Genomic DNA, 25,261 nt, shown 5'->3' with positions numbered 1-25,261 from the left:
ATGTCCGACCTGAAGGGCCGCGTGCAGCAGGCCACCGGCGGAACCGACGACGGGCAGCCCGAGCAGGCCCCGGTCACCGACCTCGCCGTCAGCGACACAGCCCTGCAATGGCTCCAGAGCCGCGCGACCTACTTCACCGACGCGCTGCCCCGGCACGTCGACAAGGCCCACTTCATGAGCGTCGCCCTGTCCGTCATGCCGAACCTGGAGCGCTGCACACACGCCAGCGTCCACCAGGCGTTCCTGGCCTGCGCTCGCTTCGGTCTGGAGCCGGACGGCCGTCAGGCCGCGATCATCCCGTACGGCGAGGTCGCGACATTCCAGCCCATGTACCAGGGCCTGATCGAGCTGATGTACCGGCACCCGCGCATCGACTCCGTGCACTTCGGGTGGGTGCGTGAACGGGACCAGTGGGACTACACGCCCACCGAGCCGTCGCCGAGAGACTTCTTCCACAAGCCGCGCGTGGACCTGACCGAAGAAGAGCGCGGGCCCGTGATCCTCGCCTACGCCTTCGCGTGGATCGACGGCCGCCGCTCGCAGGTCATCATCCTCAACCGGTCCCAGGCTGAGCAGATCCGCAACAAGTACTCGAAGGCGTACAAGAAGGCCGAGCGGAACAACACCAAGGACTCGCCCTGGCACACCGACTTCGACGCCATGTGGGCCAAGTCCTGCGTGCTGCGCCTGCGGAAGGTCGTCCCGACCTCGACCGAACTCGCCGAGCTCGTGGAGATGGACGACGACCTGGACGACACCACGTCCGCGCCCCCGGTCATCCGAGGAACAGTCCTCGCCCGCGACGACCAAGCCCCCGGCGAGGACAGCGCGGACCGCCAGCCATGGCCGACGACCGCCACACCCGGCTCCGGCGCCCGCGAGGCCGGTGAGACGGAATGACCGCCGCCCACAGGGAAGCCCTGGCCCGCTACTTCAGGCGGCGCGGCACCCCCGCCTTCACCACCGAGTCGTACACCCGGCAGGGCATGCTCGACGCCCTCCGGGAGGCGCGGCGCCACCGCTCCGGCGACGCACACGTCCGCTTCCTCGGCCAAGCCGCAGCGACCTTCGTCCGTGACCTCACGGAGGTCGTTGACCTTCCGCCGGCCGACATCGCGACCGTGCTACTCGCGGCGGGCGGCGCGGTCGGAGTCTTTGCCGAGCTCCACGGGTTCAACGGGACCGATATCGCCGGTCTCCTCCAGTACGCCGCCGACGACCTCGACCGGGCCGCGAAGGCCGGTGAGCAGCCGTGACCGAGAACACGACCGAGGAAGCCATGGCGCGGGCGCTGATCGAACGCGGCTACCGAACGATGACGACCGAGACGTGGTCCCGGCAGAGCGCTCTTGACGCACTCGCAGAGCAGCGGCGGCGTCACCCCGACCATCCCCGTCGGAGGGCACTCGACGCGCTCGCTGATGTCCTGGCGGACCGGCTCGTTGGGCACGCCGGTGTCACCCCGGAGGACATCGCCACGGTGCTGCTTATCGCCGGGGCCACCGTCGGCGCACTGGCCGTCATGCACGAGCTTCCCGGCGTCGTCGCTTCGGAGATCCTTCAGGTCACCGCGGCCGAGCTGGATCGTCGCGGGAAGGCCGGTGAGGGGAAATGACCCGCCCCGCCTTCCACATCACTGTGCACGGCACGCCGGGCCCCCAGGGCTCGAAGACCCGCAACGCTGCGGGGGCCCTGTACGAGTCGTCGGCCAAGGTCAAGCCGTGGCGCGAGGCCGTGAAGTCGGCTGCTCTCGACGTCCTCTCGTACGACATCTGCTGGTCGCCTCTCCGCGAGGCGGTCCGGCTGGAGGTCGTGTTCACGCTGCCCCGCCCGAAGAGCCACTTCGGCACCGGCCGGAACGCAGGCCAGGTCAAGCCGTCCGCCCCGCAGTACCCGACCGGCAAGCCGGACACCGACAAGCCGGACACCGACAAGCTGCTCCGCTCCACCCAGGACGCCTTGAAGGACGCCGGCGTGCTCGTGGACGACTCCGTCGTCACCGACACGGCCGCCGAAAAGCGGTACGTGCTCACCGGCGACGACACCCTCTCGCACCCCGGCGCCGTCATCCGGATCTGGCGCTTGAACACCCCGAAGGAGGCTTCGTCATGACGCAGTTGAAGTTCGACGCGAGAGTCAGCGCGTCGGCACAGGAGGCGCTGGAGTCGCACGTCCGGCCCATGTATGACCAGCCCGGCAGCCGCCGCATGGCGATCGTCGAGTTCGCTCACATCGAGCGGATGGAACCGGCGCCCGGCACCGAGAAGGAGCCTCAGGTCAAGGTCCGCATCGTCGGCCTGGAGGTGCCGAACAAGGACCAGGAGCACGCGGTGCGCGACGCGCAGCGCTTCCTCCACCTCCAGCGCACCGCGCGCGGCACCCTCGACGACGAGGGGCAGTTGGAGCTCTCCGAGTCCACGCTGCGCCTGACCGGCGGGATGCTCGCGTTCATCGAGACCGCTCGGCTCCGCGCGGGTCTGGAGCACTGGCGGGAGTACGCGCGGCGCATCCAGCACGGCCCGGAGCTGACGGTCACCGAGATCCGGCACGAGATGCAGGCCCTCGCCGACGGGCTCACCGCCGTCCTCAACACCGCTCGCGAGCACGGCGAGAGCGAGGGCTGACTGTGTCCGTCTTCGTCGCAGGCCTCCGGTTCGGCGCCATGTCCGGCGCCCTCACGTACGGCATGAGCAGCTTCGACGGCCCCCTCGCCCTCGGTACGGCCGGTGTCGCCTGCGTCCTCACATGGATCGGCGGCGCCTCCATCTTCCTGCCCCGCCGCTGACCCCACCCCCAACCCGACTGCCCCTGAAGGGAGGTGACCCCATGCCTCAGAAGGTCCGCGTACCGCTCCGCGTCGTCGTCGGCCACTACACCGACGCGGCGATCCCCGTGTACGTGAAGGTGGCCGCGCTGTCGCGGCGCGAGAGCGGCTGCGAGGCCGGGGTCGCCTACCTCGGGGGACTGCTCGGGCTGGGCAAGTCGACGGTGGAGCGTGCCCTGACGCAGCTCATGCGCCCGGCGCCCGACGACGACATTGCCGAGGTCACCAGCTACCGGCGCACCCACCGTGGCGGCCGCGGGCACACCGCGGTCCGCAGGGTCCGTGTCGCCTCGCGCACCGAGCACGGGGCCTGGGTCCCGACCCGGGCGGCGGAAGCGCTCAGCCCCCGCCAGCTCCGCGCGTACGCCGCCTTGTCGTACGCCACGGCGACGGGCCATCACCTGACGCTCGCCGACCTCGGCCAGGTCCTTCGCCACCGGTCCGGGAAGAAGGCCGGCCAGCCCCTCGACCCGCGCTCGGTCCGGGCCATCCTCCGCGGCCTGGAGGACCTGGGGTGGATCAGCGTGGACCGGCGGGCCGGATACCGCGGCCGCCACCTCTACACCGTCTACGACGAGCCCACGCACCCGGCGCTCACTGCGGACGGTGAAGAGGGATCGGGTGGGGATCTTGACGGGGGATCCCTCGCGTCTAAGGAAGACCACGAGACTGACTCACCGGATGATCAACCGCCCACCGCCGCCCTTGGTATCCGCCGTAGGCGAGAGCAGGTAGTAGCGCGAGAGCCTGTGGAAAACCCGCAGCTTCCCGCCGCGTACCGCCGCCCGTACGCGGGGCCTGCGCTGAGTCTCGCTCCGCGGATCTGGCGAGTCCTCGAACCGGTGAAGAGCCTGCTGTCGGGCCTGGCGCCGTACGTGGTCCGTGAGCTGGCTCGGGAGATCGGCCGACAGCTCGGCGAGGGCCAGGAGCCGCAGCGGCTGCGCCAGCGGCTGGAGTTCCGTTACGCCTCCACGGACACGATCCGTGACCCGGGCCGGTGGCTCCTCGGCCCGGGCATCGTCCGCCGCGGCTGCGGTCTGACCGCTTGCGAGTCGGGGCGGATCTGGCACACCGGCCGTGCGTGCGACGTCTGCGCCCGCGACCGTGCGGCCGCCGCGCGGCTCCGCCAGATCGCGGGCGAACTCGCCGAGCGGGAACGGCAGCTCGGCATCCACGCCCCCTACCGGCTCGCGCCCGGCCCCGAGCCAGCCGGGAGGCCGCCGTGGACGTGAGCGACGTTCCCCGGCCCGCGACGCACCAGCTCCTCGCCCTCGCGGCCGCCGCCCGACCGGACTGGTCAACAGACCACCTCCGCGACGTGATCGCCCAGGCCCGCTGCCGGGACTTCACCTGGGGCCGACTCCTAGTCGCCGTCGCCCAGCTGATCGCCGACCCCGAAGCCGAACCCCCCGACCTGCTGGCCGGATCACCCGACGCCTGGCGGTACCGACCCCGCCCGGCACCCGACACCGCGCACCGCGGAGCAGCTGCCGCCCGGGCGGCCCTCCACAACACCGACACCGACTGAGAAGGGAGGCGATGGCGATGACCGCAACGATGCACATCGGCCGTCGCATCACCCCGCTCCACCCGCTCGCCACACTCCGCACCCGCTGGAACGCGTTCGCACTGGCGCACTTCCGCCGCGTGCAGACCGCCTACTTCCAGCAGCTGCACGACGCGCTGCCGCTGGACGACCCGGACCGGCACGTCCTGGACGCCCCGGCCTTCGAGGCCGCCTTCGCCGGCCTCGCCGTCGACCACCCCGACAAGGTCACCCCGGCCGACGGCGGCCAGGCCGCCCGCGACGCCGACCGCGAGCAGCTGCTCCTCGCCGCCTGCGACGCCTGGTTCCGCGAGATCCACGGGCCCGAGCACCGCTGGAGCCCGCGCCTGCTGTCCCGGTACGAGCGGCTGATGGTCAGCGTCAGCACCTGCTTCCACCCCGGCGGCCCGTCATGACCGCCGCCATGGAGCGCCTGAGCAGCGGCGACACCGTGCGGATCCGGGAGGAGCTGCACGAGATCACCGGGCACACCCTCGCCGAGGTGCGGATCACCCGGGTCCGCTGGCCCGCAGGCCTCCAGTGGGTCGCCCTGCCCCTCGTCGCCCGCCTGAAGCCCACGCCCGGCCGTCGGGAAGTCCCCCTCGGCGAGGCAGGCCTGCACCGGACGATCGCGCACCTGCTCCGCAATGCCTTCCCGCACGCCGACTGGTCGCTCGCGCAGGACTACGACGTCACCACCGGCGTCCTGCGCGAGCACACACCCCGCGTCCCCTCCTGCCTGACGAGTGATGCCCGATGAGCCGCCCCAAGTCCCGCCCGAAGCCCGACCACCAGCACGCCGCCGAGCAGGCCCGCCAGATGCCCGGCACCTGGGTCCTCGCCGGACCGTACGCCTCGACCGCGAACGCCAAGGTCGCCGCACTCCACGTCCGCCAGGGCGAGCGAGGCCGGCTGCCGGCCTACACCCCGGCCGGAGCCTTCAAAGCGCGCAGCGAACTCACGCAGGAGGGCGCCGACCTGTGGGTCTGCTTCACCGAAGCCCCGACGGACGGAGGAGAGCAGTGACCTACCACAACCACCTGTACGACGGCATCGGCTCCCAGCCCGAGGAGACACCCGAGCAGCAGCTCGCCGCGGAGAACCGGCGCCTGCGCGCTCTGAACGCCGCGCTCACCGAACGCCTCGAAGGCCTTCAGCGCGACAACGAAGGCGCCTACCGCGACCTGGCGGCCGCCAACGGCGGAGCCCGCTTCGACCGCACGGACCCCTTCCCGCCAGAGCCGCCACGAAAGCTCGGCCAGGTCCCCATGCCGATGCCGCTCCCGTCCGCCCTGAGGAGATTCTGGTGATCGCCTACGCCCTCGGCTCCGTCGGCGTCCTCGGCACGGCGGCCCTCGCCTACTACCTGGCCCCGGCAGCGCGCGGCGCTCACCGATACGTCGTCCCCCGCTCCGAACTCCGCGCGGAAATCGTCCGGCTGGAGGCGAAAGCCGACGCCCTGGTGTGCACCCTCACCCGGGCCGCCATCGCCGTTCACGTCGCCCGCGCGGACCGCGAAGAGGCCTGGGCGATGCTCGGCCAGGCCGAAGGGCTCGTCGCCGACCTGGAGAAGAAGGTCGCCGACCGCGACGAGCTCCTCGCCGAGACGGTCCGGCTCCAGGCGGAACTCGACAACGCGCGATCCATGCGGCAGTTGTCCGCCGGACCGCGCCCGCCCGATGACGCCTCCGCACTCCCGGACGACGTGCAGGAGTTCATCGCCACCACAGCCACCGCCTGGCGCGCCCGCGCCTGACCCCGCAAGCACCGCCCGCCGCCGGGATGACACCGGTCCCCGGCGGCGGGCGGCACCAACAAGGAGAAGAGCACCATGTTCGGACGCTTCAAGAAGACCGAGCCCGTCCAGCCCGCTACGGCCCGCGCCCTCGTCTGCCCGCCCCTCACCGGAGTTCCCGCCGGCCTCATCTCGCTCGCCAAGACCGCCGGCACCTCGCTGGAGAAGGCGGGCGTCCCCCAAGGGCTGCGCGCCGCGGTCTACCTCGTCGTCGACCGCTCGTGGTCGATGCGCGGCTACTTCGCGGACGGCTCCGTCCAGGGCCTCGCGGACCAGGCGCTCGGCCTGGCCGTGAACCTCGACGACGACGGCACCGTCCCGCTGGTCCTGTTCGACAGCCAGCCGTACCCGATCGTCGACATCAGCCTCGACAGGTACCAGGGCGTCGTCGCCGACCAGCACCAGCTCCACGGCGGTGCGCCCACCATGGGCGGCACCCAGTACGCGATCGCGATGAAGGCCGTGATCGAGCACTACCGCAACTCCGGCGCCGCGGACCCGGCACTGGTCGTCTTCCAGACCGACGGCGCCCCGCAGGACGCCGACACCACCCGCCTCCAGCTGGCCCAGGCCTCGAAGCTGCCGATCTTCTGGAGCTTCGTCGGGTTCGGCCCGGACGAAGTCGACTTCCTGAAGCAGCTCGACCGCCTCCCCGGCCGCGTCGTCGACAACGCCTCCTACTTCCACGCCGGAAGCCGCCCGCGGAACCTGCCCGACAGCGTGCTCTACGACGGCATCACCGGCGAGTTCGGCCGCTGGCTGACCGCCGCCCGCGCCAAGGGGGTCCTGCCGCGATGAACGGCTGCCCCATCTGCCACAAGCCGTTCCCCTGCCTCGACCACTAGAAGGACCCACCAGCCATGAGCCTGCACAAGCCCGGCCTCCGCACCGTCGTTGCCTCCCTCACAGCCGTCGTGGTGCTCAGCCTGACCGCCGCCTCGTGCGACGACAACAAGGCCTCCGAGCCGTTCAAGGACGCCCCGCGCAGCCACGTGAACAACGGCTCCGCGATGGACGTCGTCCGCGGCTCAGACGGCTTCACCAACCTCGGAACGAAGTGCGACCACGGCAATCGCGTCTACGTGGCCTACCACGGCGACGGCGCGTACGCCGCGATCGCCGTCGTCCCTCAGGACCCCACCTGCAACTAGACCTCCGGCGCGGGGCCGCCCGGCCCCGCGCCCGACAGGGAGCCCTCCATGAAGAAGCAGCCGCCCACACCCATCACGGCCCCGCTGACCACCACGACGCTCAGCGAAGTCGTCGCCGCCGATCTCGGCATCACGACCGAGGAGGCCTATCACATCGTCGTGACCGTGTTCTCGGCGATCGGCCGCGCTCTCATCGCTGGCCACAAGGTGGCGGTCACCAACTTCGGCACGTTCCTGCCGTACCGCACGAAGAAGCGCAACAGCCGCAACCCGCAGACCGGGGAGAGCCTGATCGCCCCAGCCCACAGGGCCATCCGGTTCCGGATCTCGCCGACGCTCTCAGCGGCCGTCCGGACCCGAACCCGACGGTTCAGCATCCGCAAGCAGCCCAAGCGCACTGCGGCCGCGGCCGCGACGGGCAGCAAGTGACCCGCCGTGGACAGCACCAACGGGCAGGTCCCCGGCACCCGCACCTCACCACGTGACTGGCGCTCACGCGCCCAATGTCTCAAAGACCCCGACCTGTTCTTCGCCCGGGAGACCCAGGTCGTAGCCCGGAAGGTCTGCATCGGCTGCCCAGTCCGCGTCGAGTGCCTGGACGACATCCTGGCGACCGAACGCGGCGAGCCGGACAACCGCCGGCACGGTGTCGTCGCTGGCCTGACAGGACGGGAGCGGTGGCGGCTCGACCCCACCGCTCCCGGGCACGGCGACGACGGAGCGTCGCTCCTCGACCTGGACACACCCGACCCGAAGTGCGGCAGCCACGACGCGATGATCCGGCACCTCAGCAGAGGAGCCCAGGTCGACGCCGAGTGCTGGACCGGCCTCCAACACCGCGAGCGCCAGAACCAGTTCAAGCGCGGCCAACCGGAGCCCGCACTGGCCGCCGTCCCTGAACCGAAGCGCCGCCGGAAGGCAGAGCCGAAACCGAAGCCGGAGCCGGCGCCTCAGCCCCGGCCCGAGCCGGTGGCCCGCATCGGACTTCCGCTCGGGGCGACGACCAAGGAACGGCACGTGTACCGGCTCTGGTCCGAGGGCCTGCCCGACCTCCACATCGCCCGCCGCGCCGACATCAGCACCCAGGCCGTACGGCGGGTCCGCGACACCTACGGACTGATCGCCAACCCGCCCACCGCGAAGGCCTCGTAGCCCACACCCACACGGAAGAGACATGGACCCCTTCGTCATCGCCGGCATCGCCTGCGGCCTGATCGCCCTCGTCACCCTCGCCTTCGGCGACAACGACGCCTGGTTCTTCGGCCTCATCGCGATGGCCTGCCTGCTCGGCTCAACCTCCGAGGTCTTCAAGGACCACCGGTTCAACGCTCTCGTCTTCCTGCTGTTCGGCACGCTGTTCGCCGGCGTCGCCCTGCGCGCCGTCTTCGCGGCCCGCCGCGCCCGGAAGGGCTGAGCCCGATGGTCACGCTCACCACCCGCCAGATCCTCCTCGTCGGCGCCATGGGAGGAGCGGGCCTCGCCGTCGGCCTGGCCCTCGTCTTCGCCGTGGTCTTCGGCACGGCCACCGCCTACTCCCGGCTCCTCGACCGCCTCGCAGCCTGGCGCACCCGCCGCCCGGCGCGGATCGAAGCACGACGAACCCGCCGCGAGGACCGCAAGACCTGCCGGGCCATCGAGGCACTCGGCACCACCGACCACCCCACCGACCTGTAAGGACACGCAACTCCCATGCACTACGGATCACTCGCCGCCACCGGCGCCACCATCACCATCGGCGGCATCGTCTTCGACCAGCTCCGCCTCGTCGTCATAGCCGTCGGCCTGGTCGTCGGCGGCGCCCTCCTCATCCGCGCCGGCTTCCGCCGCGGCAAGACCCCGAGCGACATCTGATGGCCGCGCCCCGCGCCTGGTGGGCAGGCCGCAGACGCAACCTCCTCCTGGCCGCCGTCCCCCTCACGGGGGCGGCCGCCTGGGCCATCGAGCACGCCATCGCCACCGCGGCCGCCTTCACCGGCCACGGCAACTCGATGGCGTTCGCCTGGCTGGTGTCCTTCCTGCTGCTGTGGTGGATTCCGCTCTGCTGGCTGGAGAAGCCGACCACTGCCAACCCGCGCCAGCAGCGCCACCTCGACGCCCTCGTCGTCACCGTCCAGGTCCCCGCCTACAACGAGGACGAGCCCGCCCTGAAGGCGTGCCTCCAGTCCGTCTTCGACCAGACCCGCCCCGTCGACCGGATCCGCGTCGTCGACGACGGCAGCATCGACAAGGCGACGAACACCCCCATCACCTACGACAGCACGAAGGCCTGGTTCCTCGAGGAAGCCGACCGCCGCGGCATCCACGCCACCTGGGACCGCACCGTCAACCGCGGCAAGCGCCACGCACAGATGCACGTCCTGGCCGACGACCCGGGCGACATCTTCGTCACCCTCGACTCGGACTCGATCCTCGACCGCGAGGCCGTCGCCGAAGGCCTGAAGCCGTTCAAGGACCCCAAGGTCCAGTCCGTCGCCGGATGCGTCATCGTCCTCAACTCCCGGACGAACCTGCTCACCCGGATGCTGTGCATGCTCTACACCCCCTTCACCTGCGGCTTCCGGTCCGCGCAGTCCGTGATGAAGCGGGTCATGGTCAACAGCGGCACCCTGGCCTTCTACCGGGCCGACGTCGTCCGCGCCCACGCCGGGAGCTACGAACACGAGCGCTTCCTCGGCCGGCCGATGCAGATGAACGACGACTCCATGCTCACCATGTACGCGATGCTCGCCGGGGACACCGTCCACCAGCCGTCCTCGCTCGTCTTCACGCTGGTCCCCGAGACCTGGAAGCACTACCGCAACCAGTCCATGCGCTGGATGCGCGGTACCTTCGTCCGCACCTTCTGGTGGATGAAGTACATGCCGCTCACCGGCGCCGGATTCTGGATGCCCATCGCCGAGCTCCTGCAGCTCCTGCTGTCCGTCGTCATCCCGGTCGCCCTGGTCGCCGACCCCGTCCAGCGGGCCCACGCGGGCACGCTCGCCTGGTCCGTGGTCCTGGTCGCCCTCGCGATGAACTGGCTGATCGCCCTCAGGTTCCTGATGGTCGCCCGCGACGACGAGCCGCTGTCCTTCCACATCTGGCTCGTGCTCCTGGCCCCGCTCGCCGGCCTCTGGCGCATGTTCGTCCTGCGCCCCATGCACCTGTACGCGATGGTCACCTGCTGGAAGGTCAGCAAGTGGGGCACCCGCGACGCCGTCGAAGTCCCCGCGGCCGCGAGCGTCGACGACGACGCCGCGCAGGCGCTGCCGGACGACGACACCCTCCGGCTCCCTCGCATCCCGGTCGCGAAGCTCCTCGACCCGGAGACCGAGACGACGCTCACGCTCCCCATCCCGCGGCCGCGCGAAGCCTGGTCACCCAGGCCTGAAGGGACATCGCGATGAGCGACAGCGCGCATCCGGCGCTCGCCACGTTCCGCGTGTACCGCGACCGAGACGTCTCCGGGATCTCCGGAACGGGCGTCATCGCCGAGGGCTGCCAGTTCTCCACCGGGTGGGTCGTGACCCACTGGCTCGACCAGCCGCCCATGAACGAGCCGAAGACCGACGTCTGGTACCACAAGGGCACCGGCCCCATCACGAAGGTCCACGGCCACGGCGGCGCCACCAGGATCGTGTGGACCAGCGAGGAGGACCAGGCGCGCCGCAAGCTCGCGGCTGGCATCGTCCAGGCCTTCGACGTCCCCCCTGAAGCCGTCGGCGGCCAGGCCGAGATGGACTGCCTCCTCGAGGACCTCGAACGCCGCCTGAAGGAGACGTCGCACTCCTTCGAGCAGGACTACAAGGTCATGGACGGCTTCGGCAGTGTGCCGGGACCGGTCCAACTGACCGGGTACACGTCCGAGTACGTCGACGCCATCGCGCCCATGCTCGAAGGCCTCATAGCCCGGCGGAACCGACTGCGCGCCGCCCTTGGCCGGATCTACTCACTCGCCGGGTCCTGGCTCTCCGCACACGGCTCTTCGACCTTCCCCGTACAGACAGCCGGCGCCGTGCTACTCACCAACCTGGACGAGGCAACCGGAACGCGGAACGTCGTCCACCCGGACCAAGACGCCCAGGTCAGCGCACCGCAGGAGGTGGACGACAATCTGCGTGCCGTTGAATGCTCCGCCCAGCACCATGGCTTCCCCGGCGACCACCGCCAGTGCATCCGTGCAGGGCAGCATCGCGGCGACCACATCGACGAGAAGGGCTTCCACTGGTCCGACACCGTCGCCGTGTACCCCGTGACCGTCCTCGCCCCCGACAGTCCCAGCGGCGCAACGACCGCCTGGACCGCGCCGGGCTCGCCGCGCAGCCTCGGCGACTGGAGGAAGTCCACGTGCGTGCCGGTTCCCGACCAGCACGACCGGGCCTCGGACAGCTGCTCCATCCCGGAGCACGCCTGCCCTGCATGCGGTGACTGCGTGCACCAACACCCCGCTGCCGACACCTGCGGCGCCGGGACCGGGGTCCCGCTGCACCAGGGGTGGCTCGCCGGCATCGAAGTCAGAGAAGCCTGCCCGTACTGCCCGGGCGGGCCGATGTTCGCCCGGCACCTGCTCGGCGCCCACATCCAGGAGACCCACGCCCGGGTCCAGGCCGTGCTCGCCGCCGGCGAAAGCCTCGACGAACGCCTCCCCGACCCGGAGTCGAGCTGCCACGTCCCGCACGAGATGGAGCTCTGAATGTCCCAGGAGCCTCCCGGGTTCTTTATCACCCCCAGCGCCGCCCCGCGCCTCCTCTACGCCCACAGCGACGGCCAGGGCACCACAACGTCGACCGCATCCCGGTCGACGACCCCCGCGAACGCGCACTCTGCCGTGCCCTGCTCACCCACGCCCTGCAACTCCTTGACGAAGCGGAGGCCTGAAATGGCACGCCTGATCAAATCCGCGAGCGTCGACCGGCTCCTGCTCGACCGCGGCCTCGAGCGCAGCGAGTTCGAGGGTGGTGACTGGGACCCAGGGTTTCGCGTCGCCCAGGCCGGCCGCCGCGCGGTCCATGTCTTCTGGGACGGCCCGGGCGAGGCAGACCAGCTCGAAACCATCACCGCCGAGTTGCGCGCCGCGGGCCTTCACGTCGTACCGACTCAGCAGGATCGCGGCGGGCGCCGGCGGCTGGAGGTGACCCGCCCGTGAGCGAGCGACGTGTCATCGACTGCGAGGCGTTGTGGGAGGCGGCAGAACGGACGCCCGGCTTGCTCGACGCTGTCCGGCAGTGGTGCCGCCAGAACGGCATCGACCCGAGCAGCGTGCCGGTGTCCTCCGACATGGTCATCGAGGACAGCGCGTTCGGGCTGGTCATCCGCTACGACGCGTTCCTCTTTGACGAGAACGGTCGGCGGTACGTCGACCCGGAGAACCCCGGCCACCCCGCGATGGCGGAGCGCACCGTCGTGCTCGTCATTGCACCGCCTTACGAGTGGACCCACGGAGGCGAAGCGTAATGACGACCCTGGCCCCCGAACCCGTCGCCACGGACCAGCACGAAGAAGACACCACACACGCCCTCTGCTGCTCAGAACAGGAAGCGCTCTGCCGCGCCGACGTCAGCGAGGAGCCGTTCACCAGCAAGTTCACCGACTGCCTCCCCTGCCTGTTCACCGAGTACTGCCCGCGCTGCGGGAAGCGCACCTACATCCACGGAGGTGATGCATGAAACCCAGCTTCACCCGCGGGTTCCGCCTGCACCTGCCGGGCGGCCGTTTCCTCGACGGCGCCGAGTTCCCCTCCGGCCGCTCGCTCGTCGTTGATGACCCCGAGCACGGTCTCGCCACCGCGGCGACGTCGATGGAGCAGCTGCTTGGCAGCTATCACGGATCCCGCGTCGAGTGGCCCGGCGACCAACTCGTGCCGAGTGTGCTCTTCGAGGACTTGGCCGCGTCCGCTGCAGAGCTCGCGGCCGCGACCCCCAGCCCGGCTGCGAGCCGTGCGGTCGCGGCGCTTGCGCGGCTCAGCACCTACCTCGGCCACGACGTGAGCGCGCGAGCGGCAGAAGCACGGCCACCGCGCGTGACCTGGCACGTGGAAGCCGCCGCTGGCGATACCTGGCTCCAGGCGACCCGGCCCGTCAGCGCTCGCGCCAGCGCCGAAACAGCGCTCACCGGCCGCCGACAACGGCACCCCGACCGTGAGTTCCGCATCGTCCGAACCACCACCACGCACATCGTCGAGGAGTCCTGATGGAAGCCGACCACCACATCATCGAGATCGACCGCCATGTGTGGACGCTGAAGGCCCCCGCACACCACACAGAGGTCGACAAGACCATGTCCGTCGCCAATCAGGAGCGCAGTCTGCTGACCGCCGGAGGCTCATGGGCCGGGGACGTGTTCCTGTCCGGAGACGACCAGCACGTCGTCGTCTCCTTCGACGCCCGGCGCCCCGACAAGACCACCACCAGTGCGGCGTTGGACGCCGATGAGGAGGTTCGGACGGATGGTTGAGAGCGGCACGGCACCACGCTCACCAATGGGGCGCTGCCAGCACACGACGAGCGGCATCCACGAATCGCTGGGTTGCTACGTCGAGTTCTCCGCTTGCTGCCGCGTAAGCACTCGTTCGCTCAGCAAAGTTGAGACCTGGCGCGCGCATCGCATTCGCCTTAGCCAGAAGGGTGTCGTGCACCGCCGCTGCATGCTCCATCATCTCGTCCGGGCCGGTGATCTTCACGGAGGTCACGGCACGTTGGAGGGCACTCAGAGCTTCGTTGGCTGGCGCCCACAACCCCCTGTGATCGCCTTCGTCCCGCCACTCGGGCTGCACGCGCGCGAGGATGATCGGGCCAAGAGCGGAGGTCACTTCGTCACATCGGTCGAGTACCGCAGCGAAAGCGAGGCGCCGCTCCTCTCGGAGTCGATGGCGTACGTCGACGGTCTCCTGGTCGTGGACCTGTTTGCGGCCGGCTCGTGCTTGAACGAAAGCCCCGCCGAGCGCGCCAGCCAGGGTGCCTGCAATACCCAACCCAGCCGCCCAGACGGCAGCCTCCCCTTGATCCATGCCGCACATCCTGCACGACCGGAGGCGGCCAGTGCAGACGCTTGACCGCCTGGTCGCCGACCTCCTCGACCGGTACACCGGCGACGAGGAGCACCCGGGCGACGGCGGCCCGGGCCTCATCCGCCGGCTGGACACGCTCGGCCTGCGCACCCGGCAGCCTCCGCAGGGCGGACACGCCCCGCCCGGGTCGCGGCCGCCGACGTCTCTGGAGGCGGTGTCCTGGTCTCAGCGCATCAAGGTCGACGCGATCGGACTGGACATGCAGCTCCGGCAGTCGGCCCGCACCCAGTCCTGGTACCGGGCGCTCAAGGCCATTCCGCCCGGGGCCGAGAACGCGGACCGGGTGGGCGAGGTGACCCGAACAGTGGCCCGCTGGCACGCCACCGTGCTGACCGTCCTCGGCCTGCGCGGACCGTCCCGCCACTTTCGCGAAATCGTGTGCCTGGCCTGCGGCCAGAAGACCGTGTACGGGCGCGCGGACGACGACCGGCCGCGCGCCTGGTGCATCAACGACGAGTGCCGGGACGGCGATACGGAGCAGCCGGCCCGGTACGAGGGGACGCGGCTGTACCTGCTGACGGAGAACCGGGTGTCCTGACCTCAGTCGCTCCGGTCGCTGCCCTGGCCGCGGGTGGGCGGCCGCCGGCGCTCGATGCCCGCCTCCCGAGCGATGCGGCGGAAGTACTCGTCGCTGTAGCCGGTGAGGCGGGCGAGGTCGCCGACGGTGGCGCCGTTCTCGCTCATCTCCCGGATGGCCATCTCCCGGATGGGGTCCTTCAGTTTCGCGAGGGCGAGGACGGCGCGCCGGTTGTTGCTGAACAGTCGCGCGGCGTCTTCCGGCGGCTGGTAGTTGCTGCGGGCCATGCGGTCCATGATCGCATCACGCCGGGGACTCGGCGCCGGGCTGTCGGCATGTGTAAGCATGTACAACCACCCCCTAAAAGATCTCGTACTTTCTTTGACATTTCTCTTCCTTAGGGCAACAGGTTGGCCTATTCTTATTAGTGAAGCAAGGGCCTACGAAGCCAAGGGGGAGTCATGAACGCGCTGCTCAGCCACAGGATCACGGTCGCCGAATACCTCGTGCAGCGTGGCCTCCCGGCTGACTGGCGCTTCGGTTCCCCGTTCGGCCGGGTCGCGGCGCGGATCTACCGCACCACCTACCGCTCCGAGCCCGCCCGCGCCTTCCGCTTCATCAACGGCCGCTTCCGCCGGGTCATGGCGTACCGGCCGTCCGAGCTGCACGTCCTCGCGACCGCCTGGGAGCAATACGGCCGTACCGCCGGTGCCCGCCCCACCCCGGCGCCCCGCCCCACCCCGGTCACCTTCCGCTCGTCCGGCGACGCCATGCGGTGGACCCCGGGCGCCGGACCGATCCGCAACCACCCGTAACCCGCACGTCGTCAGGAGTCATGTCCGACACGCTGCTCAGCTCGCTCGACCTGATCGAGCCCGGCGACCTGGTGATCTACACCGGGTCCATCCCGTCCCTGCACGGTCTGTGGCTTGCCATCCCGTGCCCCTGCCGGATCTGCGAGGCCATCGACGCGTTCGGCCTCCCGGACACCCGGTTCGCGCTCGGCGACCCGTGGGGCCAGCGGCCCGGTCCGCACCACGTGCGGCGCGAGTCCATCACCCGCTCGATCGCCTGCACCTGAGACCGGTGCGCGGCCGGGGCCCGAGACCCGGCCGCGCACCACCCATCGACCGCACCAACTGCCCCGGAGGGGGGACATCATGAGCACCACCGACGTCAACCAGGCCTTCCACGACCAGCGCGCCGCGCTGATCAAGTCGACCGGCGCCGAGCGCCGCACGGACGGCACCTACGCCGCGACCGTCGGCTACGACCGGGGCGAAGTCATCGGCCGCGACGGCCTCGACACCTCGCGCGGCACCGCCGCCCTCTACACGTCCACCCCGGCCTGGCACGGCCTCGGCACTGTCATCCCCGGCGGGATCACCGACGTCGACACCGTCCTGCGCGCCGGACAGATCGACTTCGAGGTACAGAAGCGGCCCGTGTACTACCAGGTCAAGGGCAAGCGCAGCCGCTTCGCCGACCACTTCGTCACCGTCCGCATGGACACCGCCGCCGCCATCGGCATCGTGGGCCAGCGGTATCAGGTCTTCCAGCAGAAGCAGATGTTCACCTTCCTGCAAGAACTCGCCGCCAGCCACGGCGTCCTCTGGGAGAGCGCGGGCGCACTGCGCGGCGGACGCCGGGTGTTCGTCACCATGCAGGTCCCGGACAGCATCGTCATCGACCGGGGCGGCATCGCCGACGAGATCGTCCTCTTCATCGTCGCGATCAACTCGCACGACGGCCGGTCGATGGCCGAGGTCGTCGTCACCCCGTGGCGCGTCGTCTGCGGCAACACCGAGCGCTTCGCCCTCGCGGACGCCCGCTCACGCTGGGGCATCCGCCACACCTCCAGCGGCCTGGAGAACATCGCGGAGGCCCGCCGCCACCTCGGCCTCACCCTCAAGTACGCGGAGGCCTTCGAGGCCGAGGAGACCGCCCTCGCGCGGACCGACCTCGCCATCGACGACTTCCACAAGGTGATCGCCGACCTCTGGCCGCTGGACGACGACGCCACCGACCGCATCAAGACCAACCACGCCGACCGCGTCAGCTCCTTGGACGCGATCTTCCGCACCGAGACCGACCGCGTCGGCCGCACCGCCTACGCGGCCGAGCGCGCCGTCACCGACTACCTCGACCACATCGCACCCCGCCGCCCCGGCAAGACCATGACCGAGGAGATCGCCCGCGCGACCGCGCTCCTCGAAGGCACCGACGACGAGATCAAGAGCAAGGCCCACAAGCGCCTGCTCCTCCTCACCCGGGCCTGACCACAGACCGGCGGCCGGGACTGTCCCCCCTGGCCCGGCCGCCACCCAGGGCCGCGCCCCGTTCCATCCCACCGCCAACGGGGCGCGGCCCGTCCCACACCTCAACACCGAGGCGCCGTAGCTCAGTTGGCAGAGCAGCGATCTTATAAGTCGCAGTGCACGGGTTCGAGTCCCGTCGGCGCCACTCCGAAAGCCGTACTTCCCGAGTGGAGTCACGATGACCGAGACGACCGTCCGCCCGTACCCCCAGGCACCCGACCAGATTGCCGCCGCCGTACTGGACGCGATCGAAGCACAACCCGAAGCCTTCAGCATGACCGCGTGGTTCTGGTCACGCAGCTCCCGGGCCCGGGCCCTCGCACCGGAGCAGACGCCCCGCTGCGGAACCACGTTGTGCGTCGCTGGCTGGACGGTGCACGTCACCGGCTGGACCCTGCACGCCGACGGCGTGAGCTGCAGCAAGGACGGCGTCACGCGCGACATCGAAGCGACCGCGCAGGCCGCCCTCGGCCTCACCTACTCGAACCTCTTCTACGGCTCGCCGGACGACGCCATCGCGGGGCTCCGCCAGATCGCCGGACGCTCCGACACCCCCTGACCGGTTGAGGGCCCGGCACAGCCACCGCGCGTGGCCGCAGCAATAGGGCCCGGACACCCGAGGCGCAGGCCTGAAACGGCAGGCCCTCAACCACCCTCCGTCCGGCGGCGGGACATGCGACCGCGCAGCAGCGCACCGACTCGCTTCCCGCCGCCGGGCCCCACACGCCGAGAGGACGACATGACTTACCCGGACGGCTACGACCAGGACGACGAGGAGCAGCCCGAAGGCGGCTGCGACCACTGCACCGGCTCCACCCCCGAGGACCTGGAGCGCGCCATCAGCGGCGCCAGCATCGCGCCCGTCTGCGCCTGCGCGATCGGACAAGGTGCGAGCCCCGAGGACTGCGTGTGCGGCCCCGACCAGGAAGGGAACGATGACCAGTGAGCAACGACAACGGCATCCCCGTCGGCACCATCGAGACCCGGCCGGTCGGCTTCGTCGAGTCCGGCGAGCAGGCCGCGATCCTGCGGGACACCCTCGCCGCCGCCGGCGTCGAGCTCGGCGAGTACGAGCGGCAGGCCGTCGAGTGGCTGTCCCGCTGGGAGTGGGCGACCGTCGCGACCATCTGCTCGTGGCTGGCCCGGGCGGCCGCCGCCCGGCCTCCGGCCCCGACCGTCGCACTGCCGTCCCGCTTCCACGCGACCCCGGCCGAGGTCGACCAGCACCTGCGCCGGGTCCTCGCCGAGGACACCTACCTGCGCTACCAGCAGACCATCGGTCACCACGCGACCGCTGAGGCCGCCAAGGACGTGCGTATGGAGGTCGTGCTGCCGGACGCACCGGACCGCAAGCAGTGGAACGAGGTCGCCGACTTCGTCGACCCACGGCTCCACGGCGGCGCGTACCCGTCACAGCTCCTGTGCTCGCAGCATGACGGCTTCGGCCCCTGCCCGGGCGCTCCGAAGTGCACCCCCGCCGAGGCACCGCAGGAAGCGCGATGAGCATCGTCTTCATCAACCCTGGCTCGGGGCCGGTCCACGGGGCCACCGTCGAACAGGCCACCCAGAACACGGCCATGTTCGTCCTCGACCTGGGCGCGCGGCACCTGCCCGTCGCCAACGCCGAGCGCCGCCACGAAGCGGACTACGGAGACGGACGCTTCGCCTTCGAAATCACCATGGCGGACGGCCGCAGCATCGAGATCCAGATGCCGGGCCTGCCCGTCGAGCAGGTCCGCTACCTCGGCAAAGACGACCAGAACATCTGGGACTTCCCTCGCCTGTACGTCGACGGCTCGTCATGGGTCTGGAACTTCGCGCTCGGCTCATGCGAACCCGAAGACGAGGACGACTGATGAACGACGCCAAGCCGCTCCTGCTCCTCGACGTCGACGGCCCGCTCAACCCGTTCGCCGCGAAGCCGCACCGCAGGCCCGAGGGCTACGAAACCCACCGGCTGAAGCCTGGCTGCTGGGTCGCGCAGCACGTCGGCGTGCCCGAGCACCTGGTGAAGCCGCTCCGCGTCTGGCTGAACCCGTCGCACGGTGCCGCGCTCCAGAAGCTTCCGTTCGACCTCGTCTGGGCGACGACGTGGGAGCACGACGCCAACGACTGGATCGGCTGGCGCATCGGCCTTCCCCGCGAACAGAACCTGCCCGTCATCGAGTTCGGAAGCCAGTTCGTCACGCGGTCCGACGGCACGTACGTGAAGACGTGGCGCGTCGTCGAGTACGCCGCCGGCCGGCCGTTCGCGTGGGTCGACGACCAGATCGGTGACATCGACCGCGAGTACGTCGCCCGGCACCACGAAGGGCCCGCGCTCCTGCACTGGATCAACTCCGCCCGCGGCCTGACCGACGGCGACTTCGCCCTGCTCGCCGACTGGGCGGCCGGACTCACTTCGAAGGAGAACACCGATGCCCACCGGCCCTGAGCACTACGTCGAGGCCGAGCGCCTCACGCGGCAGGCCGACACCTGGATGAACGCCGACACCGGCTGGAAGGCCGGCCTCACGGTCACGGAGCGGCTCGCCCACCGCATGGCCGACCTGGCCACCGCGCAGGTGCACGCCACCCTCGCGGGCGCCGCCGCGGCCGCCATCAACGACCACAGTCCCGCCGAGGGCGGGATGCCGATGGAGGACTTCGACGCGTGGATCAAGGTCGCCGGTGTCTGGCAGCGGAAGCCCAAGGGCGGTGACGACTGATGCCGCGCGAGGCCTACATCGAGCGGAACTTCAGCCCCTCCAGCCAGGCGCTGATCGCGAAAGCTGACGAGATCTGCCGCGCCTACGCGCAGCAGGGGTTCGACCTGACCCTGCGGCAGCTCTACTATCAGTTCGTCGCCCGCGACCTGATCCCGAACAAGCAGTCCGAGTACAAGCGGCTCGGCTCGGTCGTCAACGACGCACGCCTGGCCGGGCTGTTGGACTGGGACTACATCGTTGACCGGACCCGGAATCTGCGAGGCCTCTCGCACTGGGAGAACCCGCACTCCGTCATCCGCTCCGCAGCCTCCGGGTACCGGACCGAGCGGTGGGCGAACCAGCCGCACCGGGTGGAGGTCTGGATCGAGAAGGACGCCCTCGTCGGCGTCATCGCCGGGGTCTGCCAGCGCTACGATGTCGACTACTTCTCCTGCCGCGGCTACACCTCGCAGTCCGAACTGTGGGGCGCCGCGCAGCGGATGATCCGATACCAGCGTCGCGGGCAGAAGCCCGTCATCATCCACCTCGGCGACCACGACCCGTCCGGGGTGGACATGACCCGGGACATCCGCGAGCGCCTGGCGCTCTTCGAGGCCGACGTCGAAGTCCGGCGCATCGCGCTCAACATGGACCAGGTCGAGGAGCACGAGCCGCCGCCGAACCCCGCGAAGCTCACCGACTCCCGCGCCAGCGGCTACATCCGCCAGTACGGGCGCAGCAGCTGGGAGCTCGACGCCCTGGAGCCGACACTCCTGGACCAGCTGATCGAGGGCGAGATCTGGTCCTGCCGGGACGTCGACCTGTGGGACGCGGCCACGACCGCGATGGAACAGGAGCGCACCCTCCTGCGGAACGTGGCCAGCCGATGGACCGAGGTCGCGGCCTTCATCGGGGCGGAGGGCGCGTGATGGCAATCGGCTACGCGCACACCCTCTACTGCGACCGGCCCGGCTGCCGCAACAAGGTCACCGTCCCCGACACGCGCTCCGCGGCGCACGCCAGAAAGGTCGCCGAGCGCCGGTTCGGCTGGCGCATCGACCAGGGCGAGCGCTGCCCCAGCGAGGCGGCGCGCGCTGCCGGCGCCGCCCCTGAAGCACCCCACTGCACCCCGAAAGGCGCCACCCCGTGAGCCGTGTCTACTTCCACAGCCCGTCCGGCGACGCGGAGCTGCGAGGCTCCGAACGAGCCTGGCTCAGCGGCCTCGTCAACGACCTGGCCATCGGCATCCTCGCCCTGCACGACCCGAGCCGAGTCGACAGGCTGATCAGCCTGGCCGCACCCGGCCACTACATCGCCCTGCACGCCGACCGGAACCCGAACGGCATGCGCCTGGAGACCGCGTACCGGCTCGCCTTCCTCCACGGCGACCCCTACACCGATGCGTTGGTTCAGCACCGCGGCCGCCCCGTCGACACCTTTACCCTCGGCCTCAACACCGCGATGCTGCTCGGCAACGACCAGATCCGCCTCGCGGCACGCCTCCACGCCCAGTGCGAGCTCCACACCTGGGTGGACGGGCCCAACCGGGCCTGGCTCGCCGACGTGATGGAAGCGGGCCTCGAGTCCGGCATCTACCGCCGCGGCATCCAGTACGTTCCGGACCCGGCACGGGACCGTGACGAGCCGCAGTGGGTCTCCCAGGGCTGGGAAGACGTCATCACCCTCCTTCGTGCGCGAGACGATGAACCGGTCGTCGCGTCGTTCTCGGTCACCGAGCAGTTCCCGAACCCCGGCCGCATGTGGCAGGAGTTCGGCGAGTCCGGTGACGGCTGGTACGAACTGTCGGCGGCCGACCAGTGGCAGTTCGCGATGGACTGGCTGCGACAAGCCCCCGGCAACCTGGAACTGAAGCCCGACGACGACCCCTACCGGTTCGGGCACGGCCTGACCATCCACGACCTTTTCGCCCACGACTGGGAGGACCGCCTCGACCGCGCGCTGTCGGACATGGGCGAGGACTCATGAGCGGCGCGCTGTCGATCCTGCCGTTCAAGTGCCCGCTCTGCGTCGGCGGCATCGAACCCAGCCCTGACGGCCAGGGCCGCGAGCGGTGCCTCCACTGCGCCGGTTTCGGCCTGACCGACGAACCGCTCGGGGGCGCCGAGCGGGCGCCGCGGCCGCCGGGCGTGATGCGCACGTGCTGCGCCGACTGCGCCTTCCGTCCGGGAAGCCCCGAGCTGGAGAACGCCGGTGTGCAGCTCCCCGACGACGAGCCGTTCTTCTGCCATCAGGGCCTGCCCGTCTCCGGGTTCGGCGCCTACACGCCCGTCGCCACCTTCCGCGGCCTGCCGCTCGGCGCCATGGTGTGCGCCGGCTGGTGGGCGCTGAAGACCGGAGAAGAACTTCCGGCCAAGCCGTACCGCGAGGTCGGCGTCTCCGAGGACGAGGTCGAGAAGCGGTGGGGTAGGGCCTGATGCGCGATCACGGATACGCCCGATACCGGCTCGACGGCTGCCGCTGCTACGTCTGCGCGTTCGCGCGCAGCCGGTACGACGAGAACCGTGATCGCGCGATCGCGTACGGCACCTGGAATCCGTGGACCGACGCCGAACCCGTCCGAGTCCACATCCAGTTCCTCCGCTCCTGCACCATGGGGCTGCGCGCCATCGCCGCCGCTGCCCCCTGCAATCGCAAGGTCCTCCAAGGGGTGATGGCCGGGCAGCCGAAGCTACGCCCTGACACCGCCGCCCGGATCCTGGCCGTAGAGCCCCTCCTCGAAAACCTCGCGCCGGGCACCCTCATGTCCGCGATCGGCACCCACCGCCGGGTGCACGCCCTCGTCGCCGTCGGCTGGCCGCAGCAGTACCTGGAACGGCATCTGCGTACCGGCCCCGGCAACCTCGGCATGATGCTCAAACGCGATCAAGTCACCGTGCGCCGGGCCCTCGACGTACGGACGATGTACGACGCCCTCTGGCGTGCCGACCCGGCAGACCACGGGGCGACGCCGGGCGGCATCAGCCGGGCCCGCAAGTACGCCGCAGACCGCCAGTGGGCGCCACCCGGAGCCTGGGACGACCAGTCCATCGACGATCCCGACGCCCGCCCGGACTGGACCGGGACGTGCGGCACCCCAGAGGGCTTCTGGGCACACCGCTCCATCCGAACCCGTCCGTGCCCGCCATGCCGCCTCGCCTACAACGCCCAGGCGCGCGAGCGCCAAGCTGCCCAGAAGGAACCCACGTGAGCGACCGAACTGCCCTCGGCGACCGGATGAAGCGGCACGAAGCCGCGTACCGCACGGTCCTGCCCCGCCGCACCTTCGCCATCGTCCGCGTCGACGGGCGCGCCTTCCACACCTATCTGCGTGACGCCGCGAAGCCCTTCGACCTGCCGTTCATGGACGACATGGATGCCGTCGCCGAAGCGCTCTGCGAGGAGATTGCTGGCAGCGTCTTCGCCTTCACCCAGTCCGACGAGATCAGCGTGCTCGTCACCGACTTCGCCAGCGAGACCACCGAACCGTGGTTCGGAGGCGTCACCGCCAAGTGGCTGAGCGTCTCCGCATCCGTCGCCACTGCCGTCCTCAACAACCTCCGGCCTACCCGCCGCGCCTTGTTCGACGCCCGGGTCTTCACCTTCAGCGACCCCGTCGAGGTCGCGAACTACTTCCTGTGGCGCCAGCGCGACGCCGTCCGCAACTCGATCAGCATGACCGCCCAGGCCCACTTCTCCCACAAGCGGCTCACCGGCGTGGACGCCAACGGGATGCAGGAACTCCTCTGGTCCGAGGCCGGGGTGAACTGGAACGACTTCCCGGACGGCTGCAAGCGGGGCCGGGTCACCGTCCGCGAGACCGGTGAGCAGCCCGTCCAGTACGTCGACAAGCGGACGCGCGAGACGGTCCGCACCACGGCCGTCCGCTCCTGGTGGGAGACGAACGCCGCACCGCACTTCACCACCGAGCCGGGCTCCTGGCTCGCCTCCGTCATCCCCACTCTGCCGCGCCTCGACGCCGCACCGGAAGGTCCCCGATGAGCCACCGCCCCTACCCGCGCCGCGGTCGCGCTCTCGCCCAGGTCGAGCGCGGTCGCGTGCCCGAGCCGCCGCTCTGCCCGATCTGCCAGCACCCCGTCCCGCGGCACGCCACCGAAGAGGGACACCCGGTGTGCACGCGAGGCCAAGGCCCGATCTCGTGCCGGGACTGCGCGGAGCTGTGGGCCCGTATGCCCATGGTCGCCGCCATGGCCAACTTCGGCATCGCCTTCCACCACGGCGCTGAGCCTCACCGCCTGGTCGTCGAGCAGCCCCGCCGGGCCGGGAAGTCGGCCGTCGTCCGCGCAATCGTCGACCGGGCGCTGAAGACCGGCGAAGTCATCCACGTCGCCACCCGCCACGGCCTTCGCTGCATCGGCGGAGCAGAGCACGCGTGCACGCTGCCGCCGTTCTGCCCGGAGCAGCCAGTCGTCCTGGCGCGCGTGGAGCGCACCGTCTCCTCGCACCCCTCGCAGTGGAACGCCTGGACCCCCGAAGGCCAATACCTGTACCTGAGGTACCGGCACGGCATCGGAACCGTCGACGCCCACGACTCCGAGGACTCCTCGACGTGGACGTACTCGCCGGAGCGACGCCTCGCCGCCTTCGACACCGGGCAGACGTACGACGGCGAGATCAGCCTCGCCGACTTCTGCGAGCGTGCTGGCCTCCAACTCGCCGACGGAGCCGAGGTGGTCGGCGAATGAGCGCTGTTCGCGCCGTCACGGAGGTCCTGGCCGTGTGGCTGACCTTCGACGTGTGAAGTCCTCGCACTCGTAAGACGCACCCGACGCCGGTATTGCTGCACCCGACATTGCCGAGACGAATTGCTGGAATCACGTGCGATGAATCCTGCGGGCTGCTTAAATGGGGGTACCCCAGCGGGTAAGGACCTTCCGCTGAAGAGGTGCCAGGGACGACGGGTGTCGCCCCTGGCATTGTGTGCCGCCGTCGGGCTACGGGTGTGCTGTGCTGAACAGCTCAACATAGAGCTGGAGTAGAGCCACTACCAGGCACAGGAGCCCATAGTCCGGCGGCTGTTCCTCTCCGGACATAACTTCCCTCTCTCTCCTTTCCGTGGATTCGGCTGACCGATGCTTCGGTCGCCGGTCGCTAACCTATGCCGGTTGGCGAGAACGGTGAATCGAATGACCGGAAGTGGTTCGAATGGATAGCTGATTGGCCGCTTTTGATCTATAGGCGCGCATGAGGTCTGCCTGGGCTGGCGTTTGCGCGCATTGGGCTGATCGAATAGTTAATTCTTGAGATAGCACCTCTGTGAAACTGGTATGGGGCCGCCCATCGAGGTCCACGCGCGCCTGCGTTGCTGGTGAGCCCTTCGAAAGGGCGGCCGTATGTCGCCGGGTTCCGGCTGCTGGAAC

46 protein-coding genes and 1 tRNA gene are annotated in these 25,261 nt (G+C 70.3%); 45 read left to right on the top strand and 2 right to left on the bottom strand.

The window, feature by feature from the left end; genetic code table 11:
- The 27 genes from ACFYYF_RS03095 to ACFYYF_RS02965 all read left to right on the top strand — a co-directional run bounded on the left by ACFYYF_RS03095 (position 1) and on the right by ACFYYF_RS02965 (position 13,748).
- Positions 1-900, top strand: coding sequence for a recombinase RecT (locus ACFYYF_RS03095; protein ID WP_388770794.1), 900 nt, complete (start codon positions 1-3; stop codon positions 898-900).
- A complete protein-coding gene (locus tag ACFYYF_RS03090) occupies positions 897-1,256 on the top strand; it encodes a hypothetical protein (protein WP_388770792.1) in 360 nt (119 codons plus the stop codon). The genes ACFYYF_RS03095 and ACFYYF_RS03090 overlap by 4 nt, the downstream gene beginning before the upstream one ends.
- Complete coding sequence (locus tag ACFYYF_RS03085) at positions 1,253-1,615, top strand: hypothetical protein (RefSeq protein ID WP_388770789.1); 363 nt, start codon at positions 1,253-1,255, stop codon at positions 1,613-1,615. The genes ACFYYF_RS03090 and ACFYYF_RS03085 overlap by 4 nt, the downstream gene beginning before the upstream one ends.
- The gene (locus tag ACFYYF_RS03080) at positions 1,612-2,112 is read left to right on the top strand and encodes a RusA family crossover junction endodeoxyribonuclease (protein WP_388770786.1); all 501 of its coding nucleotides are present in this window, start codon (positions 1,612-1,614) and stop codon (positions 2,110-2,112) included. Before ACFYYF_RS03085 ends, ACFYYF_RS03080 begins: the two co-directional genes overlap by 4 nt.
- Positions 2,109-2,624 (top strand): hypothetical protein, encoded by a 516-nt coding sequence (locus ACFYYF_RS03075; protein WP_388770783.1) that lies wholly within the window; start codon positions 2,109-2,111, stop codon positions 2,622-2,624. The genes ACFYYF_RS03080 and ACFYYF_RS03075 overlap by 4 nt, the downstream gene beginning before the upstream one ends.
- A 38-nt stretch (positions 2,625-2,662) precedes the next feature.
- Positions 2,663-2,785, top strand: a complete 123-nt coding sequence (locus ACFYYF_RS03070; protein WP_388770780.1) for a hypothetical protein — start codon at positions 2,663-2,665, stop codon at positions 2,783-2,785.
- 41 nt (positions 2,786-2,826) lie between these two features.
- On the top strand, positions 2,827-4,056 hold the full coding sequence (locus ACFYYF_RS03065; RefSeq protein ID WP_388770778.1) for a hypothetical protein: 1,230 nt from the start codon (positions 2,827-2,829) through the stop codon (positions 4,054-4,056).
- On the top strand, positions 4,053-4,352 hold the full coding sequence (locus ACFYYF_RS03060; RefSeq protein WP_388770776.1) for a hypothetical protein: 300 nt from the start codon (positions 4,053-4,055) through the stop codon (positions 4,350-4,352). The genes ACFYYF_RS03065 and ACFYYF_RS03060 overlap by 4 nt, the downstream gene beginning before the upstream one ends.
- 17 nt (positions 4,353-4,369) lie before the next feature.
- Positions 4,370-4,786, top strand: a complete 417-nt coding sequence (locus ACFYYF_RS03055; protein ID WP_388770773.1) for a hypothetical protein — start codon at positions 4,370-4,372, stop codon at positions 4,784-4,786.
- Positions 4,783-5,130: a hypothetical protein gene (locus ACFYYF_RS03050; protein WP_388770771.1), complete on the top strand. Its 348-nt coding sequence runs from the start codon at positions 4,783-4,785 to the stop codon at positions 5,128-5,130. Before ACFYYF_RS03055 ends, ACFYYF_RS03050 begins: the two co-directional genes overlap by 4 nt.
- Positions 5,127-5,396 carry a hypothetical protein gene (locus tag ACFYYF_RS03045; protein WP_388770768.1) on the top strand — a complete coding sequence of 90 codons (270 nt, stop codon included), beginning with the start codon at positions 5,127-5,129 and terminating at the stop codon, positions 5,394-5,396. The genes ACFYYF_RS03050 and ACFYYF_RS03045 overlap by 4 nt, the downstream gene beginning before the upstream one ends.
- Positions 5,393-5,680 (top strand): hypothetical protein, encoded by a 288-nt coding sequence (locus ACFYYF_RS03040; protein ID WP_388770765.1) that lies wholly within the window; start codon positions 5,393-5,395, stop codon positions 5,678-5,680. The genes ACFYYF_RS03045 and ACFYYF_RS03040 overlap by 4 nt, the downstream gene beginning before the upstream one ends.
- Positions 5,677-6,126 carry a hypothetical protein gene (locus ACFYYF_RS03035; protein ID WP_388770762.1) on the top strand — a complete coding sequence of 150 codons (450 nt, stop codon included), beginning with the start codon at positions 5,677-5,679 and terminating at the stop codon, positions 6,124-6,126. Before ACFYYF_RS03040 ends, ACFYYF_RS03035 begins: the two co-directional genes overlap by 4 nt.
- A gap of 75 nt (positions 6,127-6,201) precedes the next feature.
- The gene (locus ACFYYF_RS03030; RefSeq protein WP_388770759.1) at positions 6,202-6,963 is read left to right on the top strand and encodes a VWA domain-containing protein; all 762 of its coding nucleotides are present in this window, start codon (positions 6,202-6,204) and stop codon (positions 6,961-6,963) included.
- 62 nt (positions 6,964-7,025) lie between these two features.
- Positions 7,026-7,316: a hypothetical protein gene (locus ACFYYF_RS03025; RefSeq protein ID WP_388770757.1), complete on the top strand. Its 291-nt coding sequence runs from the start codon at positions 7,026-7,028 to the stop codon at positions 7,314-7,316.
- 48 nt (positions 7,317-7,364) lie between these two features.
- A complete protein-coding gene (locus ACFYYF_RS03020; RefSeq protein ID WP_388770754.1) occupies positions 7,365-7,745 on the top strand; it encodes an HU family DNA-binding protein in 381 nt (126 codons plus the stop codon).
- Between the two features lie 6 nt (positions 7,746-7,751).
- A complete protein-coding gene (locus ACFYYF_RS03015; protein WP_388770751.1) occupies positions 7,752-8,468 on the top strand; it encodes a WhiB family transcriptional regulator in 717 nt (238 codons plus the stop codon).
- Between the two features lie 22 nt (positions 8,469-8,490).
- Positions 8,491-8,730, top strand: coding sequence for a hypothetical protein (locus tag ACFYYF_RS03010; RefSeq protein WP_388770749.1), 240 nt, complete (start codon positions 8,491-8,493; stop codon positions 8,728-8,730).
- Between the two features lie 5 nt (positions 8,731-8,735).
- Positions 8,736-8,990: a hypothetical protein gene (locus tag ACFYYF_RS03005; protein ID WP_388770747.1), complete on the top strand. Its 255-nt coding sequence runs from the start codon at positions 8,736-8,738 to the stop codon at positions 8,988-8,990.
- A 15-nt stretch (positions 8,991-9,005) separates the two neighbouring features.
- Entirely contained in the window at positions 9,006-9,167 is a 162-nt protein-coding gene (locus tag ACFYYF_RS03000) for a hypothetical protein (protein WP_388770745.1), read from the top strand.
- Complete coding sequence (locus tag ACFYYF_RS02995) at positions 9,167-10,702, top strand: glycosyltransferase (RefSeq protein ID WP_388770742.1); 1,536 nt, start codon at positions 9,167-9,169, stop codon at positions 10,700-10,702. The genes ACFYYF_RS03000 and ACFYYF_RS02995 overlap by 1 nt, the downstream gene beginning before the upstream one ends.
- The gene (locus tag ACFYYF_RS02990; RefSeq protein ID WP_388770739.1) at positions 10,699-11,988 is read left to right on the top strand and encodes a hypothetical protein; all 1,290 of its coding nucleotides are present in this window, start codon (positions 10,699-10,701) and stop codon (positions 11,986-11,988) included. The genes ACFYYF_RS02995 and ACFYYF_RS02990 overlap by 4 nt, the downstream gene beginning before the upstream one ends.
- 186 nt (positions 11,989-12,174) lie before the next feature.
- Positions 12,175-12,441 carry a hypothetical protein gene (locus ACFYYF_RS02985; protein ID WP_388770737.1) on the top strand — a complete coding sequence of 89 codons (267 nt, stop codon included), beginning with the start codon at positions 12,175-12,177 and terminating at the stop codon, positions 12,439-12,441.
- Positions 12,438-12,749: a hypothetical protein gene (locus tag ACFYYF_RS02980; RefSeq protein ID WP_388770735.1), complete on the top strand. Its 312-nt coding sequence runs from the start codon at positions 12,438-12,440 to the stop codon at positions 12,747-12,749. The genes ACFYYF_RS02985 and ACFYYF_RS02980 overlap by 4 nt, the downstream gene beginning before the upstream one ends.
- Positions 12,749-12,961: a hypothetical protein gene (locus tag ACFYYF_RS02975; protein ID WP_388770733.1), complete on the top strand. Its 213-nt coding sequence runs from the start codon at positions 12,749-12,751 to the stop codon at positions 12,959-12,961. The genes ACFYYF_RS02980 and ACFYYF_RS02975 overlap by 1 nt, the downstream gene beginning before the upstream one ends.
- Positions 12,958-13,485: a hypothetical protein gene (locus ACFYYF_RS02970; protein WP_388770730.1), complete on the top strand. Its 528-nt coding sequence runs from the start codon at positions 12,958-12,960 to the stop codon at positions 13,483-13,485. The genes ACFYYF_RS02975 and ACFYYF_RS02970 overlap by 4 nt, the downstream gene beginning before the upstream one ends.
- Positions 13,485-13,748 carry a hypothetical protein gene (locus ACFYYF_RS02965; RefSeq protein ID WP_388770728.1) on the top strand — a complete coding sequence of 88 codons (264 nt, stop codon included), beginning with the start codon at positions 13,485-13,487 and terminating at the stop codon, positions 13,746-13,748. Before ACFYYF_RS02970 ends, ACFYYF_RS02965 begins: the two co-directional genes overlap by 1 nt.
- A gap of 19 nt (positions 13,749-13,767) precedes the next feature.
- On the opposite strand, the gene ACFYYF_RS02960 is transcribed toward ACFYYF_RS02965, so the two are convergent.
- Positions 13,768-14,301 (bottom strand): hypothetical protein, encoded by a 534-nt coding sequence (locus ACFYYF_RS02960; RefSeq protein ID WP_388770726.1) that lies wholly within the window; start codon positions 14,299-14,301, stop codon positions 13,768-13,770.
- A gap of 31 nt (positions 14,302-14,332) precedes the next feature.
- On the opposite strand from ACFYYF_RS02960, the gene ACFYYF_RS02955 reads away from it, so the two are divergent.
- Complete coding sequence (locus tag ACFYYF_RS02955; protein WP_388770724.1) at positions 14,333-14,899, top strand: hypothetical protein; 567 nt, start codon at positions 14,333-14,335, stop codon at positions 14,897-14,899.
- A gap of 2 nt (positions 14,900-14,901) precedes the next feature.
- Here the strand turns inward: ACFYYF_RS02955 and ACFYYF_RS02950 are convergent, their stop codons facing one another.
- Positions 14,902-15,165 (bottom strand): hypothetical protein, encoded by a 264-nt coding sequence (locus ACFYYF_RS02950; protein ID WP_388770723.1) that lies wholly within the window; start codon positions 15,163-15,165, stop codon positions 14,902-14,904.
- A 174-nt stretch (positions 15,166-15,339) separates the two neighbouring features.
- On the opposite strand from ACFYYF_RS02950, the gene ACFYYF_RS02945 reads away from it, so the two are divergent.
- The 17 genes from ACFYYF_RS02945 (at position 15,340) to ACFYYF_RS02865 (ending at position 24,586) form a co-directional block, all read left to right on the top strand.
- Positions 15,340-15,693: a hypothetical protein gene (locus ACFYYF_RS02945; RefSeq protein WP_388770721.1), complete on the top strand. Its 354-nt coding sequence runs from the start codon at positions 15,340-15,342 to the stop codon at positions 15,691-15,693.
- 20 nt (positions 15,694-15,713) lie between these two features.
- On the top strand, positions 15,714-15,959 hold the full coding sequence (locus tag ACFYYF_RS02940; protein ID WP_388770718.1) for a hypothetical protein: 246 nt from the start codon (positions 15,714-15,716) through the stop codon (positions 15,957-15,959).
- A 79-nt stretch (positions 15,960-16,038) separates the two neighbouring features.
- Complete coding sequence (locus tag ACFYYF_RS02935; RefSeq protein WP_388770716.1) at positions 16,039-17,157, top strand: DUF932 domain-containing protein; 1,119 nt, start codon at positions 16,039-16,041, stop codon at positions 17,155-17,157.
- A 111-nt stretch (positions 17,158-17,268) separates the two neighbouring features.
- Positions 17,269-17,341 (top strand) — tRNA-Ile (locus ACFYYF_RS02930).
- Between the two features lie 33 nt (positions 17,342-17,374).
- Positions 17,375-17,755 (top strand): hypothetical protein, encoded by a 381-nt coding sequence (locus ACFYYF_RS02925; protein WP_388770714.1) that lies wholly within the window; start codon positions 17,375-17,377, stop codon positions 17,753-17,755.
- Between the two features lie 180 nt (positions 17,756-17,935).
- Positions 17,936-18,142, top strand: a complete 207-nt coding sequence (locus tag ACFYYF_RS02920; protein ID WP_388770711.1) for a hypothetical protein — start codon at positions 17,936-17,938, stop codon at positions 18,140-18,142.
- Complete coding sequence (locus tag ACFYYF_RS02915) at positions 18,139-18,699, top strand: hypothetical protein (protein ID WP_388770710.1); 561 nt, start codon at positions 18,139-18,141, stop codon at positions 18,697-18,699. The genes ACFYYF_RS02920 and ACFYYF_RS02915 overlap by 4 nt, the downstream gene beginning before the upstream one ends.
- Positions 18,696-19,052, top strand: a complete 357-nt coding sequence (locus ACFYYF_RS02910) for a hypothetical protein (RefSeq protein WP_388770707.1) — start codon at positions 18,696-18,698, stop codon at positions 19,050-19,052. The genes ACFYYF_RS02915 and ACFYYF_RS02910 overlap by 4 nt, the downstream gene beginning before the upstream one ends.
- Positions 19,052-19,630: a hypothetical protein gene (locus ACFYYF_RS02905; RefSeq protein WP_388770704.1), complete on the top strand. Its 579-nt coding sequence runs from the start codon at positions 19,052-19,054 to the stop codon at positions 19,628-19,630. The genes ACFYYF_RS02910 and ACFYYF_RS02905 overlap by 1 nt, the downstream gene beginning before the upstream one ends.
- The gene (locus ACFYYF_RS02900; RefSeq protein ID WP_388770701.1) at positions 19,614-19,904 is read left to right on the top strand and encodes a hypothetical protein; all 291 of its coding nucleotides are present in this window, start codon (positions 19,614-19,616) and stop codon (positions 19,902-19,904) included. Before ACFYYF_RS02905 ends, ACFYYF_RS02900 begins: the two co-directional genes overlap by 17 nt.
- Positions 19,904-20,812 carry a hypothetical protein gene (locus ACFYYF_RS02895; protein ID WP_388770698.1) on the top strand — a complete coding sequence of 303 codons (909 nt, stop codon included), beginning with the start codon at positions 19,904-19,906 and terminating at the stop codon, positions 20,810-20,812. The genes ACFYYF_RS02900 and ACFYYF_RS02895 overlap by 1 nt, the downstream gene beginning before the upstream one ends.
- Complete coding sequence (locus ACFYYF_RS02890; RefSeq protein WP_388770695.1) at positions 20,812-21,033, top strand: hypothetical protein; 222 nt, start codon at positions 20,812-20,814, stop codon at positions 21,031-21,033. Before ACFYYF_RS02895 ends, ACFYYF_RS02890 begins: the two co-directional genes overlap by 1 nt.
- Positions 21,030-21,869, top strand: coding sequence for a hypothetical protein (locus ACFYYF_RS02885; protein WP_388770692.1), 840 nt, complete (start codon positions 21,030-21,032; stop codon positions 21,867-21,869). Before ACFYYF_RS02890 ends, ACFYYF_RS02885 begins: the two co-directional genes overlap by 4 nt.
- On the top strand, positions 21,866-22,318 hold the full coding sequence (locus ACFYYF_RS02880) for a hypothetical protein (protein WP_388770689.1): 453 nt from the start codon (positions 21,866-21,868) through the stop codon (positions 22,316-22,318). The genes ACFYYF_RS02885 and ACFYYF_RS02880 overlap by 4 nt, the downstream gene beginning before the upstream one ends.
- Positions 22,318-23,091 (top strand): hypothetical protein, encoded by a 774-nt coding sequence (locus tag ACFYYF_RS02875; RefSeq protein WP_388770687.1) that lies wholly within the window; start codon positions 22,318-22,320, stop codon positions 23,089-23,091. The genes ACFYYF_RS02880 and ACFYYF_RS02875 overlap by 1 nt, the downstream gene beginning before the upstream one ends.
- The gene (locus tag ACFYYF_RS02870) at positions 23,088-23,882 is read left to right on the top strand and encodes a tRNA(His) guanylyltransferase Thg1 family protein (protein ID WP_388770685.1); all 795 of its coding nucleotides are present in this window, start codon (positions 23,088-23,090) and stop codon (positions 23,880-23,882) included. The genes ACFYYF_RS02875 and ACFYYF_RS02870 overlap by 4 nt, the downstream gene beginning before the upstream one ends.
- Positions 23,879-24,586, top strand: a complete 708-nt coding sequence (locus tag ACFYYF_RS02865; protein ID WP_388770682.1) for a hypothetical protein — start codon at positions 23,879-23,881, stop codon at positions 24,584-24,586. Before ACFYYF_RS02870 ends, ACFYYF_RS02865 begins: the two co-directional genes overlap by 4 nt.
- Positions 24,587-25,261 lie beyond the last annotated feature (675 nt).

The sequence above is a fragment of the Streptomyces sp. NPDC001914 genome (genome assembly GCF_042891215.1).
Taxonomy (GTDB): domain Bacteria; phylum Actinomycetota; class Actinomycetes; order Streptomycetales; family Streptomycetaceae; genus Streptomyces.
The sequence above is the reverse complement of the archived record's forward strand: the minus strand, read 5'-3'. Positions and strand labels throughout refer to the sequence as shown.